The sequence below is a fragment of the Tepidamorphus gemmatus genome (genome assembly GCF_004346195.1).
Classification (GTDB): Bacteria; Pseudomonadota; Alphaproteobacteria; order Rhizobiales; family Tepidamorphaceae; genus Tepidamorphus; species Tepidamorphus gemmatus.
This window is the reverse complement of record NZ_SMAK01000002.1, coordinates 470100-485098: the sequence shown is the minus strand read 5'-3', so window position 1 is coordinate 485098 and position 14999 is coordinate 470100. Positions and strand designations below refer to the sequence as shown.

Annotated in this window: 15 protein-coding genes; 10 read left to right on the top strand and 5 right to left on the bottom strand. The window is 67.2% G+C overall.

Translation table 11 applies throughout. From position 1 onward, the window contains the following. Positions 1 to 11: 11 nt before the first annotated feature. Positions 12 to 1325, top strand: coding sequence for a replication-associated recombination protein A (locus EDC22_RS05225; protein WP_132805543.1), 1314 nt, complete (start codon positions 12 to 14; stop codon positions 1323 to 1325). Here EDC22_RS05225 and EDC22_RS05220 read toward each other — a convergent pair. Then, a complete protein-coding gene (locus EDC22_RS05220; RefSeq protein WP_165926800.1) occupies positions 1322 to 2536 on the bottom strand; it encodes a GNAT family N-acetyltransferase in 1215 nt (404 codons plus the stop codon). The genes EDC22_RS05225 and EDC22_RS05220 overlap by 4 nt on opposite strands. A 388-nt stretch (positions 2537 to 2924) precedes the next feature. Between EDC22_RS05220 and EDC22_RS05215 the strand changes: the two genes are divergently transcribed. The 8 genes from EDC22_RS05215 (at position 2925) to EDC22_RS05180 (ending at position 8899) form a co-directional block, all read left to right on the top strand. Beyond that, positions 2925 to 3320 carry a CrcB family protein gene (locus EDC22_RS05215; protein ID WP_245499636.1) on the top strand — a complete coding sequence of 132 codons (396 nt, stop codon included), beginning with the start codon at positions 2925 to 2927 and terminating at the stop codon, positions 3318 to 3320. A gap of 19 nt (positions 3321 to 3339) precedes the next feature. Beyond that, entirely contained in the window at positions 3340 to 3720 is a 381-nt protein-coding gene (locus EDC22_RS05210; protein WP_132805611.1) for a CrcB family protein, read from the top strand. A gap of 21 nt (positions 3721 to 3741) precedes the next feature. Further along, a complete protein-coding gene (locus tag EDC22_RS05205; protein ID WP_132805541.1) occupies positions 3742 to 4083 on the top strand; it encodes a DUF190 domain-containing protein in 342 nt (113 codons plus the stop codon). After that, positions 4080 to 5057 (top strand): RluA family pseudouridine synthase, encoded by a 978-nt coding sequence (locus EDC22_RS05200; RefSeq protein ID WP_132805540.1) that lies wholly within the window; start codon positions 4080 to 4082, stop codon positions 5055 to 5057. Before EDC22_RS05205 ends, EDC22_RS05200 begins: the two co-directional genes overlap by 4 nt. A 57-nt stretch (positions 5058 to 5114) precedes the next feature. Beyond that, the gene (locus EDC22_RS05195) at positions 5115 to 5588 is read left to right on the top strand and encodes a Na/Pi symporter (RefSeq protein ID WP_342635139.1); all 474 of its coding nucleotides are present in this window, start codon (positions 5115 to 5117) and stop codon (positions 5586 to 5588) included. Beyond that, positions 5585 to 6529 (top strand): DMT family transporter, encoded by a 945-nt coding sequence (locus EDC22_RS05190; protein WP_245499635.1) that lies wholly within the window; start codon positions 5585 to 5587, stop codon positions 6527 to 6529. Before EDC22_RS05195 ends, EDC22_RS05190 begins: the two co-directional genes overlap by 4 nt. Next, positions 6526 to 7290: an ATP12 family chaperone protein gene (locus EDC22_RS05185; RefSeq protein WP_245499634.1), complete on the top strand. Its 765-nt coding sequence runs from the start codon at positions 6526 to 6528 to the stop codon at positions 7288 to 7290. The genes EDC22_RS05190 and EDC22_RS05185 overlap by 4 nt, the downstream gene beginning before the upstream one ends. Positions 7291 to 7366: 76 nt before the next feature. Continuing rightward, positions 7367 to 8899, top strand: coding sequence for an acyl-CoA carboxylase subunit beta (locus tag EDC22_RS05180; RefSeq protein ID WP_132805536.1), 1533 nt, complete (start codon positions 7367 to 7369; stop codon positions 8897 to 8899). A gap of 225 nt (positions 8900 to 9124) precedes the next feature. Here the strand turns inward: EDC22_RS05180 and fghA are convergent, their stop codons facing one another. Next, positions 9125 to 9958 (bottom strand): S-formylglutathione hydrolase, encoded by an 834-nt coding sequence (gene fghA / locus EDC22_RS05175; protein WP_132805535.1) that lies wholly within the window; start codon positions 9956 to 9958, stop codon positions 9125 to 9127. Positions 9959 to 10163: 205 nt separating this feature from the next. Between fghA and EDC22_RS05170 the strand changes: the two genes are divergently transcribed. Then, positions 10164 to 11639 (top strand): MDR family MFS transporter, encoded by a 1476-nt coding sequence (locus EDC22_RS05170; RefSeq protein WP_132805534.1) that lies wholly within the window; start codon positions 10164 to 10166, stop codon positions 11637 to 11639. Positions 11640 to 11743: 104 nt separating this feature from the next. Here EDC22_RS05170 and rimO read toward each other — a convergent pair whose 3' ends face one another. The 3 genes from rimO to EDC22_RS05155 all read right to left on the bottom strand — a co-directional run bounded on the left by rimO (position 11744) and on the right by EDC22_RS05155 (position 14820). After that, positions 11744 to 13060: a 30S ribosomal protein S12 methylthiotransferase RimO gene (gene rimO / locus EDC22_RS05165; protein WP_132805533.1), complete on the bottom strand. Its 1317-nt coding sequence runs from the start codon at positions 13058 to 13060 to the stop codon at positions 11744 to 11746. A 34-nt stretch (positions 13061 to 13094) separates the two neighbouring features. Further along, the gene (locus EDC22_RS05160) at positions 13095 to 13715 is read right to left on the bottom strand and encodes an alpha/beta hydrolase (protein ID WP_132805532.1); all 621 of its coding nucleotides are present in this window, start codon (positions 13713 to 13715) and stop codon (positions 13095 to 13097) included. Between the two features lie 175 nt (positions 13716 to 13890). Further along, positions 13891 to 14820: a ring-cleaving dioxygenase gene (locus tag EDC22_RS05155; RefSeq protein ID WP_132805531.1), complete on the bottom strand. Its 930-nt coding sequence runs from the start codon at positions 14818 to 14820 to the stop codon at positions 13891 to 13893. Positions 14821 to 14999 lie beyond the last annotated feature (179 nt).

Here is a 14999-nt window from a genome sequence, read left to right as displayed (position 1 = left end):
ACGGGGGCGCGATGGCCACGCTGTTCGAGGCGGCGGGTCTGGATCGCCAGGTCCCGCGACCGCTCGCCGACCGGCTCCGGCCGTTACGGCTCGCCGATGTGGTGGGGCAGGATCATCTGGTCGGGCCTGATGGCATGCTCACCCGGATGCTCGGTTCCGGCAGCCTCGGCTCACTGATCTTTTGGGGGCCGCCCGGGACCGGCAAGACCACGGTCGCGAGGCTGCTGGCGGGGGAGACGAGACATGCCTTCGAGCAGGTCTCGGCGATCTTCTCCGGTGTCCAGGAGCTGAAGAAGCTGTTCGAGGCGGCCCGGCAGCGGCGTCTGGCGGGGCAGGGAACGCTGCTGTTTGTCGACGAGATCCACCGCTTCAACCGCGCCCAGCAGGACAGCTTCCTGCCGGTCATGGAGGACGGGACGGTGGTGCTGGTCGGGGCGACGACCGAGAATCCGTCCTTCGAGCTCAACGCCGCGCTCCTGTCGCGGGCGCAGGTGCTGGTGTTCCGGCGGCTGGATGAGGTCGCCATCGACCGATTGCTCGAGCGCGCCGAGGCGGCCGAGGGGCGGTCGCTGCCCGTTGACGCGGACGCCCGGCGCGCGCTCGCGGCCATGGCCGACGGCGACGGGCGCGCCGCCTTGACCCTGGCCGAGGATCTGTTCCGGGCAGCCCGCGACGGCGAGACCTTCGACACGGCCGGGCTCGCCGAGGTCGTGCAGCGGCGGGCGCCCATCTACGACAAGGCACAGGACGGCCACTACAACCTGATCTCGGCCCTGCACAAGTCAGTGCGCGGATCCGACCCGGATGCAGCGCTGTACTATCTGGCGCGCATGATGGCGGCGGGGGAAAGTCCGCTCTACATCGCTCGCCGTGTGGTGCGGATGGCGTTCGAGGACATCGGACTAGCCGATCCGCAGGCGCTGATCATCGCCAATGCGGCGAAGGACGCCTACGATTTCCTCGGCTCGCCGGAAGGCGAGCTGGCCATCGCCCAGGCGGTGATCTATCTGGCGACCGCGCCGAAGTCGAATGCAGGCTATATCGCCTACAAGGCTGCGGTCCAGTCAGCGCGCGAACACGGTTCGCTGCTGCCACCCAAGCACATCCTGAACGCGCCGACGCAGCTGATGGCGAATGAAGGCTATGGCGCCGGCTACGCCTATGACCACGATGCGCCGGACGCGTTCTCGGGCCAGAACTACTTTCCCGAGGGCATGGAGCGGCAGCGATTCTACGATCCGCCCGCGCGGGGCTTCGAGCGTGAGATCCGCAAACGTCTCGACTACTGGGCGCGGCTGCGCACCGAACGCGGCGGGACCGGCTAGGCGGCTCGCCGCGGCTGCCTGCTGCCACGCCAGCCGAGCCAGGCCCTGCGCACGGCGACGGCTTTCTGCCAGAGAACGGGATCGGTCTTGATGCGCCGCTTGCCGGCCTCGGCAAGGCGGTATCCGCGCGCCAGCACGGCGCCCTGCGCGGTCATCGCCAGTTCGGAATCCCAAAGCGCTGTGGTGATCTCGCACCACTGGTCCTTGTAGCCCTCGTCACCGATCGTGAAGTCGAACACGCGGGTTCCAGCCTCGAATTCGCGCTGCATCAGGCGATACATGAGCTGACGTCCGGGTGACAGGTCGGCCAGTCGCGCAATGTCGTAGCTGTGCAGGACGTAGTAGTAGATGCCACGATGCCTGAGCCCGTAGCTTACCGCGGCGATATCGCCGCCGGCGGTCAGCGCGGACAGCTCGACGGGACCAGCGGCGCAGCTCGACCGGGCCAGATCCCGGTAGAATGCCGCCGTTGCCTCTGGCGCGAACATGTCCGGCACGCCGAGCTGCGCCAGACCCTGCCGCTTCTGCTCCATAAGCGTGGTCAGCAGGCGATCCGTCGATTCCGTGCTGTCGGCGACGACGAATGCGACCGGACCACGCGCGGCGAGCGCCTGTTCCTTCTTGCGGTCGGTCCTGCGCCAGCCACTCGGACGGCGCGCCCGGTAGAAGGTCTCCCAGTCGGGTTCCAGCACCGTCGCATGGGCGCTGTTGGCGTTGAGCCAGGACGGCAGCGCGAGAAACGGGTTGGCGACCCCCTCCAGCACCGCCGGCTGGCGCACGAGGTGCAGCAGGTCGATCTCGCCGAGGGCTGCCAGGATTCCGGCGAGGAAGGTGGAGAACGCCGCCGGGTCGTTGGCCAGTCTTTCCAGTGTGTGTCGCTCGAAGAGACCGCCGTGGTAGTCGGCCTGCTTGCCGCCGAGCCAGCCGGCGACGCGGGCACCGAATGCCTTGCGGATGCCCATCGGCAGGATGAACGACGTCCGTCCGGCCGCATCGCGGCCGGTCAGGATACGCGGCACGATCCCGTACGCCGCGCCGACCGTGCGGCACCAGCTCTGCATCCAGACGAATGTCTGGAAGACATGTCCCACTGCATGGCGCTCGAACTCCCGCCAGGTGGACTCGATGTCCTCCGGCGACCCCGCGACCTCGATCCGGAATCCCGACGCGTCGGCTGATCTAGAGGGCAACGGGGTCATGGTGGCGGGCATGTCTGCAATCCTGTCGTGCAGAGCCACACAGCAGGTCGAGAGAGGCGCGGCGCAGATCATGGTAAGAGACAATTAACCCCTGACGGAGTTCTCCGCCACTGCTCGGGGATGCAAGGGTTAACGGCGCTGCTACCGGAGCCGCTGCGGCAGCGGCTTGACGGTTCCGTCTGGAGGGTCCAAGCCAACCGACACCCGTCCGATCTTGGGAGACCAGCCCGATGTTGCACGTGCCTGTCAATCCGCCGACGGCTGCCGTGGACGACCTTGTCGGCAGCCCCCGCATCGCGACGCCTGCCGTGAGGTATCACGGTGCCTGCGATGGCCGGGGGGTGCGCCAGCGCTGCCGCGCACGCGGCCTGCCGATCGCCCCGTAACGGAAAGGCGGCTCGTGTTCGATCCGGTCCATCTGTTGCTGATCGTCACCGGCGGATTCGTCGGAGGAATGCTGCGGTTCGGCGTGTCTGGCCTGGTGGGACGGGTCGTCGGCGAGCGGTTTCCCTGGGGCACCTTGGTAGTGAACCTGACCGGATGCACCACCATGGGCACCCTCACCGCGCTGGCCTCCGATCGTGGCGGTACCTTCGACGCAAACTGGTTCAGGGAGCTGGTGCTGATCGGCGTCGTCGGCAGCTTCACGACCGTGTCGTCGTTCAGTCTGCAGACGCTGGCGCTTGCCCGTGCGGGAGAGTCCCTGAAGGCGGTGCTCAACGTCGTCCTGTCGGCCGGGGGGTGCGTCGTGGCCATTATCGTCGGCAACGTCGCAGCCACCTGGCTGTTGGGGTGAGGACGGATTGGCGGTGGCGATGTATCTGGCAGTGGGCTGCGGCGCTGCGATCGGAGCCCTCGCACGATACGTCGTGACCCTCCTCTTCGGGGGAGGCTCGGTCTTCGGGGTCGTTGGGGGAACGCTCGCCGTCAACATCGTCGGCTCGTTCGTCATCGGTCTGTTCGCGACGCTGTCCGGACCCGACGGTCGTCTGTTGGTCTCGCCGACCGTGCGGCAGTTCGTGATGTCGGGGATCTGCGGTGGCTTCACCACCTTTTCGCTGGCGAGCCTCGACACGTTGCTGCTTATTCTCGCCGGCGACGCGGCGGGAGCGGCCCTCTATCTGGGCATGACCATAGTGCTGTCGTTGGGCGCCGTCTGGCTCGGTCACGCAATCGCCGCCTGGGTCAACCGCTGACCGGCAGGTTTGGAGGGTTTGATGGAGCTGTCGGAACAATCGGTCCTTCTCAAGATCTATATCGGCGAGGATGACCGGGCAGACGGCCATCCGCTCTATGAGGCGATCGTCCTGAAAGCCCGCGAGCACGGACTGGCGGGCGCGACCGTGCTGCGCGGGCCGATGGGGTTCGGTCGATCGAGCCGTCTCCATACCGCGAAGATCCTGCGGCTGTCCGAGGATCTGCCGGTCATCATCGAGATCGTCGACGTGGCCACCAAGATCGAGTCCTTCATCGAGAAGGTGACGCAGATGACCCAGAGCTGCCTGATCACTGTCGAGAATGTCCGCGTGATCCGCTACGGCCACAGGCGTCCGGCATGACTGGCGTCCGTCAGCTTCAGGTGGCGACCGGCGAGGACGGCATGCGCCTCGACCGCTGGTTCCGCCAGCACTTTCCGCACGTCACACAGGGTTACCTGCAGAAGCTGCTGCGGACGGGTCAGGTGCGTGTTGACGGCGCGCGGGCCAAGGCGAACGACAGGCTGGCGACCGGGCAGACGGTGCGCGTCCCGCCGCTGCCGGCGGCAGACGCCCAGACGTCGAAGCCCCGGCCGCGCATCTCCGCCGCCGATCAGGCATGGCTCGCCTCGCTCGTGCTTTACGAGGACGATGACCTGATGGTCCTCAACAAGCCGTCCGGTCTGGCGGTTCAGGGCGGCACCAGGACGACCCGGCACATCGACGGTCTGCTCGCGGGCCTCGGCGAGGATGCCGACAGCCGGCCGCGTCTGGTGCATCGGCTCGACCGCGACACCTCCGGCGTGCTCGTGGTCGCCAAGCGGCGGGGGGTGGCGGCGAGAATGGGGCGGATGTTCCAGACCCGTTCGGTACGCAAGATCTACTGGGCGATCGTTCATGGTGTGCCGAAGCCGCCGCAGGGCAAGGTCGAGGCCGCGCTGGTGAAGGCGACCGGGCCGGCTGGTGACCGAGTCCGGGCAGCACGGCCGGGCGAACAGGATGCGGCGCAGACGGCCGTCACCTACTACTCCGTCATCGACCGGGCTGCGCAGAAATTCGCCTGGATGTCGCTCAAGCCGGTGACCGGCCGCCAGCACCAGCTCAGGGCGCACATGGCGATCCTCGGTCATCCGATTGTTGGTGATGAGAAGTATCCAACCGACCGAGACCTTCCCGACAGCGTGGCCGACAAGCTGCATCTGCATGCCAGAAGGATCGTGTTCCCGCATCCGGTCACGGGCCGCCCGGTAGATGTCACGGCGCCCCTGCCGGATCACATGGCACGCAGCTTCGCGGCGCTCGGATTCGAGGCGGCCGGGGCGCCGGAAGAGAAGTAGAATGGGTCGTGCCGGACAGATCGCTGAGCCGATCGGCGGCATTGGCCTGTTCCAGCCCTGTTCCTGCTGGGCATGAAGCTGATCACTGACGGCCTCCGGGCCTCCGCCGGCAGCCGGTTGCGCGACATTCTGGCCGTGTGGACGCGTACCAGGCTGCGTGGGTTGGCGGCCGGCCTCGGGATGACGGCGCTCGTGCAATCCTCCACCGCCGTCGCCGTTGCCACCATTGGCTTCGTCAACGCAGGGCTGCTGACGTTGATGGAGGCCGTATGGATCGTCTTCGGCAGCAATGTGGGCACGACGACGACAGCGTGGATCGTCGCGGTCATCGGTCTGAAGCTGAAGCTCGAGGCGACTGCGGCCGGAACGATCGCCGTCGCGGCGCTGGACGACCTGATCCGCCGCATCGACGCCAACCGATGCATGGTCAGCAGGATTGCCAAGGCGGCCCTCCGCATGGCACAGGCGGAGGCATCGATGCCGAACGCGGTCACCGGGTCCGCGGGGCCGAGTTCTGCGGAGACGACGTGACCCATACAGCGGCAATCGCATCACGCGACAGGCTGGATATCCTCGCGACTTCCGTGCTGTTGCTCTTGTGCCTGACCTGGGGGCTGAACTACGCCCTGACGAAGTTCGTCAATCTCGGCCTGCAGCCTGTCTTCCATACCGGGTTGCGGTCTGCGCTTGCCGGTGCGGCGATCCTGGCATGGTGCGCGATGCGCAAGGTGCGGCTGTTCGAGCGCGATGGCAGCCTGGTGCCGGGGATCGTCGCCGGAACGTTGTTCGGCGTCGAGTTCGCGCTGATCGCGCTGGGACTCGACTACACCAGCGCCTCCCGCAGCGTGGTCTTCGTCTACACGATGCCCTTCGTGGTCGCGATCGGCGCGCATTTTCTGGTGCCCGGCGAGCGCATCACACCGGTCAGTCTCGGTGGCCTCTTCCTCGCCTTTCTCGGTGTGCTGGCGGTGTTCTCCGACAAGCTCAGCCTGCCTGGGCCAAACGCCTATTTCGGCGATTTCCTCTCGATTCTCGCAGCCGTCCTGTGGGGGGCGGTGACGATCCTCATCAAGACGACGTCGCTGCGGCGGATCTCCGCGGAGAAGGTGCTGCTCTATCAGCTGGGTGTCTCGGCCGTCGTCCTGCTGGCGATCGCGCCGCTGTTCGGGCCGATCCTGCGCGACGTCTCGGCGGTGGTGATCGGCGCCTTTGCGTTCCAGGTGGTGGTGGTTGCGACCGTCACCTTCCTGATATGGTTCTGGATGATCCAGGTCTATCCGGCCAACCGGCTGACGGCGTTCACCTTCCTGACCCCGGTGTTCGGCGTCCTGTTCGGCGGCCTGCTGCTCGGCGAGGCGATCGGCTGGCGCCTGGTGGCCGGACTCGCGCTGGTGACTTTCGGCATTTATCTCGTGAACCGGCCGCCGCGTGTGTCGGCCGATGCGATCGGACCTGACGGAAGACCATCGTGAGCAACGATAACCCGATCTCGAAGGCTCAGGCGCTGTCGCGACCGGCGCTGCCGAAGCGCTTCTATACCGTTGTCGCCACCGAGCAGCGGGCGGATGGCATCGCCGTTCTGCTCGATGGCCGGCCCCTGCGCACGCCCGGACGACGGCCTCTGACCGTGGCAATCCCGGCTCTTGCCGAAGCGATCGCCGCGGAGTGGCGCGCGCAGGGCGAGACCATAGATCCGGCGGCGATGCCGGTGACACGGATCGTCAACACCGCGCTGGACGGCGTGGCGGATCGGGCCGACGCGGTCCGGGCGGATATCGCGCGGTTCGCCGAAACCGACCTGATCTGCTATCGGGCCGGCGATCCGGAGGGGCTGGTCGAGTTGCAGCGGCGCCACTGGGACCCGCTCTGCGCCTGGGCACGCGACGAACTCGGGCTGGGTTTCGTTCTCGCCGAGGGAGTGATGCATGTGGCACAGCCCCCCGCCTCGCTGGCACGCGCTGCCGACCTGCTGCTGGCGTTCGATCCACTTGGCCTTGCTGCGCTGCACGTGCTGACGACGCTGACCGGGTCGCTGGTCATCGCGCTGGCTGTCACGCGTGGCCGGCTGACGCCGGATCAGGGCTGGACAGCCGCGCATGTGGACGAGGACTGGCAGATCAGCCATTGGGGCGAGGATGCCGAGGCACGCAGGCGGCGTGAGATGAATCGCCGGGAGTTCGACGCGGCGGTGCTCGTCGCGATGGCGGCTGGTGCAGGGGGCAAGCCGGTCTGAATGGCGCGACTCCCGGTCGGCGGTCGCGCATGATATGGACCGGGCCAAGGCAGGATCCTGGTGACGGGTTGATGACATGAAGGCAATACTCGAACAACTCGAGGCTCGACGCGCGGTGGCGCGGGTCGGCGGCGGGCTGAAGCGCATCGAGGCGCAGCACCAGCGCGGCAAGCTGACCGCACGCGAGCGCCTGTCGCTTCTTCTCGACGAGAATTCGTTCGAGGAGTTCGACATGTTCGTCGAGCACCGCGCCACCGATTTCGGCATGGCCGAAACCAAGATTCCCGGCGACGGCGTGGTCACCGGCTGGGGCACGATCAACGGCCGGACCGTGTTCGTGTTCGCCAAGGACTTCACGGTATTCGGCGGCTCGCTCAGCGAGACGCACGCCCAGAAGATCACCAAGATCCAGGACATGGCGCTGAAGAACCGCGCCCCGATCATCGGCCTGTTCGACGCCGGCGGCGCCCGCATCCAGGAGGGCGTGGCGGCGCTCGGCGGGTATGGCGAGGTGTTCCAGCGCAATGTGCTGGCATCCGGCGTCATTCCCCAGATCTCGGTGATCATGGGGCCGTGCGCGGGCGGCGACGTCTATTCGCCGGCGATGACCGACTTCATCTTCATGGTGCGCGACACGAGCTACATGTTCGTGACCGGACCGGACGTGGTGAAGACCGTCACCAACGAAACCGTGACCGCCGAGCAGCTCGGCGGCGCCTCGATCCACACGACGAAATCCTCCATCGCTGACGGCGCCTATGACAACGATGTCGAGGCGCTGATCCAGATGCGGCGGCTGATGGATTTCCTGCCGGCCAACAACCTCGCCGGCGTCCCGCAGATCGACGCGTTCGACGACCCGAACCGCATTGAGACGTCGCTCGACACGCTGATCCCGGACAATCCGAACAAGCCCTACGACATGAAGGAACTTATCCTGAAGGTCGCCGACGAGGGGGACTTCTTCGAGATCCAGGCAGCTTTCGCGAAGAACATCGTCACCGGCTTCGGACGGATCGGCGGCCGCACGGTCGGCTTCGTGGCCAATCAGCCCATGGTGCTGGCCGGCGTCCTGGACTCCGACGCGAGCCGCAAGGCGGCGCGGTTCGTGCGCTTCTGCGACTGTTTCAACATTCCGCTCGTCACCTTCGTGGATGTGCCGGGTTTCCTGCCGGGCACGGCGCAGGAATATGGTGGGCTCATCAAGCATGGCGCCAAGCTCCTGTTCGCGTACGCCGAGGCGACGGTGCCGAAGGTGACGGTTATCACCCGCAAGGGATATGGCGGCGCCTATGTCGTCATGTCATCGAAGCATCTGCGCGGCGACGTCAACTATGCCTGGCCGGCCGCCGAGATCGCGGTGATGGGGCCGAAGGGGGCCGCAGAGATCCTCTATCGCTCGGAACTCGACGATCCGGAGAAGATCGGCAAGCGCATCCAGGAGTATACCGACCGCTTTGCCAATCCGTTCGTCGCCGCCGAGCGCGGCTACATCGACGAGGTGATCATGCCGCACTCGACGCGGCGCAGGATCGCCCGCGCGCTCGAGATGCTGCGCAACAAGAACCTCGAGAATCCCTGGAAGAAGCACGACAACATTCCATTGTAGGGGGGCTATCCCCATGCCGGCGGACTGGGTATCCGCCCGCTTCCTGTCCCGATCGTTGTCGGTCATCCGGGAGGGCGCCGACGCCGATCCGGGACCGGAAGGCCACGGCGGCGCGGTCGGGTTCTTGCCGATCCCGGCTTTCGGCGACACTCCGGCGGCTGGGTGTGGCGAGCGAACAGGCGGGCAAGGTTCGTGACCTTGCGTCGATGCAGATTGCGTCCGCCCTCAACCCCGCAGCCGCTCCGCGTGCCAGGCGATGTGATCGGCCATGAAGGTCGAGATGAAATAGTAGGAATGGTCGTAGCCCGGACGCAGGTTCAGCGTCAGGGCGATGCCGCCGTTCTGGCAGGCGCGCACGAAAGCCGTCGGATCGAGCTGCTCGGTGAGGAACGGGTCGGCGTCGCCCTGATCCACCAGAATCTCCCTGACCCGCGCTCCGTCCTCGATCAGCGCGGTTGCGTCGTGACGGCGCTGGGCGGCTTCGTCCGGCCCGAGATAGGCGGTGAGCGCCTTGCGGCCCCAGGGAACGGCGATCGGGTTGGTGATCGGCGCGAACGCCGATACCGAGCGGAAGCGATCAGGATTGCGCAATGCGACCGTGAGCGCGCCATGACCGCCCATAGAGTGGCCGAAGATCGCCTGCCGGTCCATGTCGGCGGGGAAATGCCGGCAGATCAGGGCGGGCAGTTCGTCCACCACATAGCTGTACATGTTGAAGTGGCCGGCCCAGGGGGCTTGCGTCGCATCGACATAGAAGCCTGCGCCCTGGCCGAGATCGTAGGCCGCGTCGTCGGGGATCGCCGCGCCGCGCGGCGAGGTGTCCGGGCAGACGACGATGATGCCATGCTCGGCGGCGGCGCGGCGGTACTCCCCCTTCTCCATGACATTGGCGTGGGTGCAGGTCAGCCCCGAGAGATACCAGAGGACGGGGCAGGGGCCGTCGGCCACCTGCGGCGGCAGGTAGACCGCGAAGGTCATCGGGCAGCCGCAGGCAGCCGATTTGTGCCGATGTACCGTCTGGATGCCGCCAAAGGCACGGTTGGCGGACAGCTGCTCCATCTCTCTGCTCCTCAACTCGGTCCGATCGGGCCGCACCATATGTCGCGCGTCGCGGCCCGTCACCCCGCGGATCGGAGGGGGCGCGCGATATTCCGGCAGCGGGGTGCAGCCCTGCGTTCCGGCAGCTTCCCCGAATGCGGGCGCCGCTGATAGGGTGCGGTGCGGACCTTCAGGCTGCAGGCGCCAGACAATTCCGGACAGCCGCATGACCATCACACCCGGCATCGCAACCGGCACGCCGCGCCTCGCCATCGCGCAGGTGCGCATGGTCGTCGTCGGCGCGATCCTGACCATCTTCCTCGGCGCGCTCGACCAGACCATCGTGGTCACCGCGCTGCCCAGCATCGGCCGCGATCTCGGCGCCCTGCAGAACCTGTCCTGGGTCGTGACGGCCTACTTCCTCGCCGCCATCGCGGTGACGCCACTCTACGGCAAGCTCAGCGACATCCATGGCCGCCGGCCGATGGTGCTGGTGGCGATTGGCCTGTTCACCGCCGGCTCGATCGCCTGTGCTCTGGCGCCGACGATGGGCGTGCTGATCTTTTCCCGCGCAATCCAGGGGCTCGGCGGCGGGGCGCTGATCTCGCTCGCCCAGACCATCATCGCCGACGTCGTGTCCCCGCGTGAGCGGGGGCGCTACCAGGGCTACATCGGCGGGGTGTTCGCGCTGGCCAGCGTCGCCGGACCGGTGCTCGGAGGCTTCCTGTCGGAGCACCTGCACTGGTCCTTCATCTTCTGGATCAACGTGCCGCTGTCGGCACTCGCCTACGCGATGACGTCGCGGGTCCTGCGGCTGCTGCCGGTCCGGCACCGATCGCACAGCCTCGACATTCTCGGCGCGGTGCTGATGATGACGGCTACGCTGTCGCTGATGCTGGCGCTCACCTGGGGCGGCACGACCTATTCCTGGGTCTCGCCACAGATCCTCGGCCTGCTGGCGCTGGCGGCGGTCATGGCGGCGTTGCTGGCGGTGCGGCTGCGCGCGGCGGACGAACCGTTCATCCCTCTCGACGTTCTGGCCAACCGTGTGGTGCGGTCCGCAACCGCCGTGACGTTCTTCGGCATGGGAGCGATGATCGCGACGACCGTCTACATGCCGCTCTATTTCGAACTGCATCTGGGCTTCGACGCTGCCCGGTCGGGCCTCGGACTGATCCCGCTGATGGCAGGCGTGGTGGTCGGGGCAACTGCGTCCGGACGGTTGATGTCGAAGGTCATCCATTACAAGCGCGCGCCGATGTTCGGGCTGTCGCTGGCCGTTCTCGCCGCAACTGCGATCGCCGTGCGTTCCGGGAACGCCAGCGCTCTGGAGATCGAGATCCTGCTCGGGCTGCTCGGTGTCGGCATCGGCACGCATCTGCCGGTGGTCACCGTATCGGTGCAGAACGCAGTCCATCCGGGCGCCGTCGGCACCGCGACGTCACTCCTGAACTTCACCAGGGCGCTCGGCAGCGCGCTGCTGGTCACGGCGGTCGGAGCCATCTTCCTCGCTGCGGTCGGGCTGCCGAACATCGCCGGAGCGTCGATCGAACTTCTCGTCGCCGAGGCCGCCCGCGATGCCGCGGATTTCGATGTCGCGTTCCGCTGCGTCTTGCTGGCGGTGGCGACGAGCCTGATGATCTCGCTCGCCCTGCTGCTCGGGCTGGAAGAGCGCCCGCTGCGTGAGAGCGTCGACGGGTAGAGCGGCGAATCGTGCCGCGGGTTCGATGAGCCCCTCCGACTCCCTGCTTGGTTGCGCGTCCTGACGCAGAGCCCATCCTCGGCTTTTGCGAACAGCTCCAGCCCTCAAACAAGATCGGCTTCGAGATCGTATTCGCTCGCCTTGACGACCCGGGCGCGCACGATGTCGCCAGGGGCGAGGTCGTCCTCGTGGGGGATGAACACGCCGCCGTCGATCTCGGGTGCGTCCCAGACCGAGCGGCCCGTGGCGCCGTCGCCGTCGACGCGGTCGATGATGACGTCGATCTCGCGGCCGATCTTCGCCTGGAGCCGTGCGGCGCTGACCTCCTGAGCTGCCTCCATCAGCGCCGCCCAGCGCTCTTCCTTGACCTCATCGGGAACCGAACCGGGCAGATCATTGGCCTTCGCACCCTCCACGGGCTCGTAGCGGAAGCAACCGACGCGGTCGATCCCGGCCTCCTCGATGAAGTCGAGCAGAGTCTCGAAATCGTCCTCCGTCTCGCCGGGGAAGCCGACGATGAAGGTCGAGCGGATGGCAAGGTCGGGACAGATGTCGCGCCAGCGGCGGATGCGCTCCAGCGTCCTTTCCGCATGGGCGGGGCGGCGCATCGCCTTCAGGACGGGCGGACTGGCGTGCTGGAACGGGATGTCGAGATAGGGAAGCACCTTGCCGTCGGCCATCAGCGGGATGACCTCGTCGACATGCGGATAGGGATAGACGTAGTGCAGGCGGACCCAGACACCGAGTTCGCCGAGTTCCTTGGCCAGCTCGAAGAAGCGGGTCCGGACAGGCCGGCCGCGGAAGTCGCTCTCGGCATACTTGAGGTCGAGGCCATAGGCGGACGTGTCCTGGCTGATGACGAGCAGTTCCTTCACGCCGGCCTTTACAAGCTTCTCGGCCTCCAGCAGCACCCGGTTGATCGGTCGCGAGACGAGGTCGCCGCGCAGGCTGGGGATGATGCAGAACGAGCAGCGGTTGTTGCAGCCCTCAGATATCTTCAGATAGGCGTAGTGTCGCGGCGTCAGCCGCAATCCCTCCGGCGGCACCAGATCGACGAAGGGATCGTGCACCGGCGGGACCGCCGCGTGGACGGCGCTGACCACCGCCTCGTACTGGTGCGGGCCGGTGACCGAGAGGACATCGGGAAAGGCGTCGCGGATGCGGGCTTCCTCGACGCCCATGCAGCCCGTCACGATGACGCGTCCGTTCTCGGACATCGCCTCGCCGATCGCCTCGAGCGACTCCTGCTTGGCGGAATCGAGGAAGCCGCAGGTATTGACGATCACAACGTCGGCACCGGCGTAGTCCGGCGAGATCCTGTAGCCTTCGGAGCGCAGCTTGGTCAGGATGCGCTCGGAATCGACGAGGGCCTTGGGGCAGCCGAGGCTTACGATGCCGACGGTCGGCGTCTGGCGGGGCATGTCGGAATGGTCCGGTTGTCGGGAAGGCTTCTCCCTACACCAGGGTGAGGCGTGCAAGCCAGTCCTTCAGAATGTCGACATCGAGCTGGGTGAGGCTGTGGCCGGCCGGGAGCGTTTCGAGACGCACCTCGGCTCCCGCGGCCTCCAGCGTTGCCGCCAGCCCGCTGCAGTCATAGGCCGATACGATCGGATCCCGCTCACCCGCAAGCATCAGGACCGGGACTCCGCCGAGATCGGGCAGGGTGCCGGGGGTGAGGGTGGGCTGCGCGCGGATCAGCGCCGCTCCCGCCAGCGCCTGCGGATGACGCAGCATCATCGCAGCGGCGATGTTGGCGCCGTTAGAGAAACCGATTGCAACTGGCTTCGACAGGTCGTAGGCGGCCGTCGCATCTGCGATGAAGGCGGCCAGTTCGTCGGCACGCCGGGCGACATCCTCGAGATCGAACACGCCCTCGGCGAAACGGCGGAAGAAGCGCGGCAAGCCGTTCTCGCTGACATTGCCGCGCGGCGACAGGATCGCCGATCCTGGCGCGACATGCCGGGCGAGCGGGACGAGATCGGTCTCGTCGCCGCCCGTTCCGTGCAAGAGGAGCAGGGCAGGCGCGCCGCCGGATTCGAACGCGTGGCGGAAGCCGAAGTCGCTGGAAACGGGCATGTCATTCTCCTGTCGGCGCCGAACGCCGCATCTGCTTCAATCTCTGCCTTCTCCCAGACGGCCGAAGGCCGGGCTGGATGCGCGGTTCGCCTTCGGTCTGCCGTCTTGCCCTCCCGATCCGGGACCGGCTTTGCGGCAGCCGACGGCGTGGTGAAGGCGTCGCCGAGGCCGGCGCCTACGCGAGCGGCGGCAAGGCCGCCGCAATCTGCTGGCGGTGCGGCTCGAGCCAGTCCGGCAGCCGCAGCTCGGTGCCAAGGGATTCGACCGGTTCGTCGATGGTGAAGCCGGGTATGTCGGTGGCGATCTCGAACAGGACGCCGCCCGGTTCGCGGAAATAGACGGAGCGGAAGTAGTTGCGGTCCTTCTGTTCGGTGGCGCCGATCCGCAGTTCGCGCAGCGCCCTCACCATCGCAGCCTGCTCGCCATCGTCGGCGGCGCGGAAGGCGATGTGATGGATGATGCCGCCAGCGAAGCCGCCTGCCGGCCCGTCCACCTTCCTCAGGTCGATGGCGCCGCCGAGCCTGCCGTCGCCCGCGACAAACCGTTGGCGGCCATTGTCCTTGCCCGCCGACCGGTAGCCGAGCGCGCGCGTCAGCACCTCCGCCGTGCGCGCAGTGTCGGTGAGCCACAGCGACACGCCCGAGAAACCGCGGATCGCGTGCTCGGCGGGGATGTCGCCATTGTCCCAGCCGCGAATGTCGCCGGCCCAGTCGGTGCCGACCAGTTCGAGCAGCATGCCGTCGGCATCCTTGAAGGCGATCACCGTCTCGTCGAACCGCCTGACGGGCTGGTCGTGGGCGATGTTGCGGGCGGAAAGCCGCTCGGACCACCAGGCAATCGAAGATCTCGGGACCGCGAAGCCGATCTCCTCGGCCTGGCCAGAGCCATGGCGGCCGCGGGGGATGCCTTCCCACGGAAAGAAGGTCAGCGCGGTGCCGGGGCTGCCGATCTCGTCGCCGTAATACAGGTGCCAGGTGCCGGGGTCGTCGAAATTGACCGTGCGCTTGACCAGGCGCAGGCCGAGTTCTCGGGTGTAGAAGCGGACATTGCCGCGCGCGCTGGTGGCCGCGGCGGTGATGTGATGCAGTCCGGCACTGGTGACCATGGCGAACCTCGGTTTGGGCCTGGAGACTGGCCTGGGGACTCGGGGGTGGACGATGCGGGAGATGTCGGGGATGACGTCGCAGATTCAATCGTGCGATCGGACAACGGGCTGTATCGGGAATCGCAACAGTCCGGCAATCGGCCGCCCCGGTATCGTCCTGTCCCGGTCGTCAAACCCCG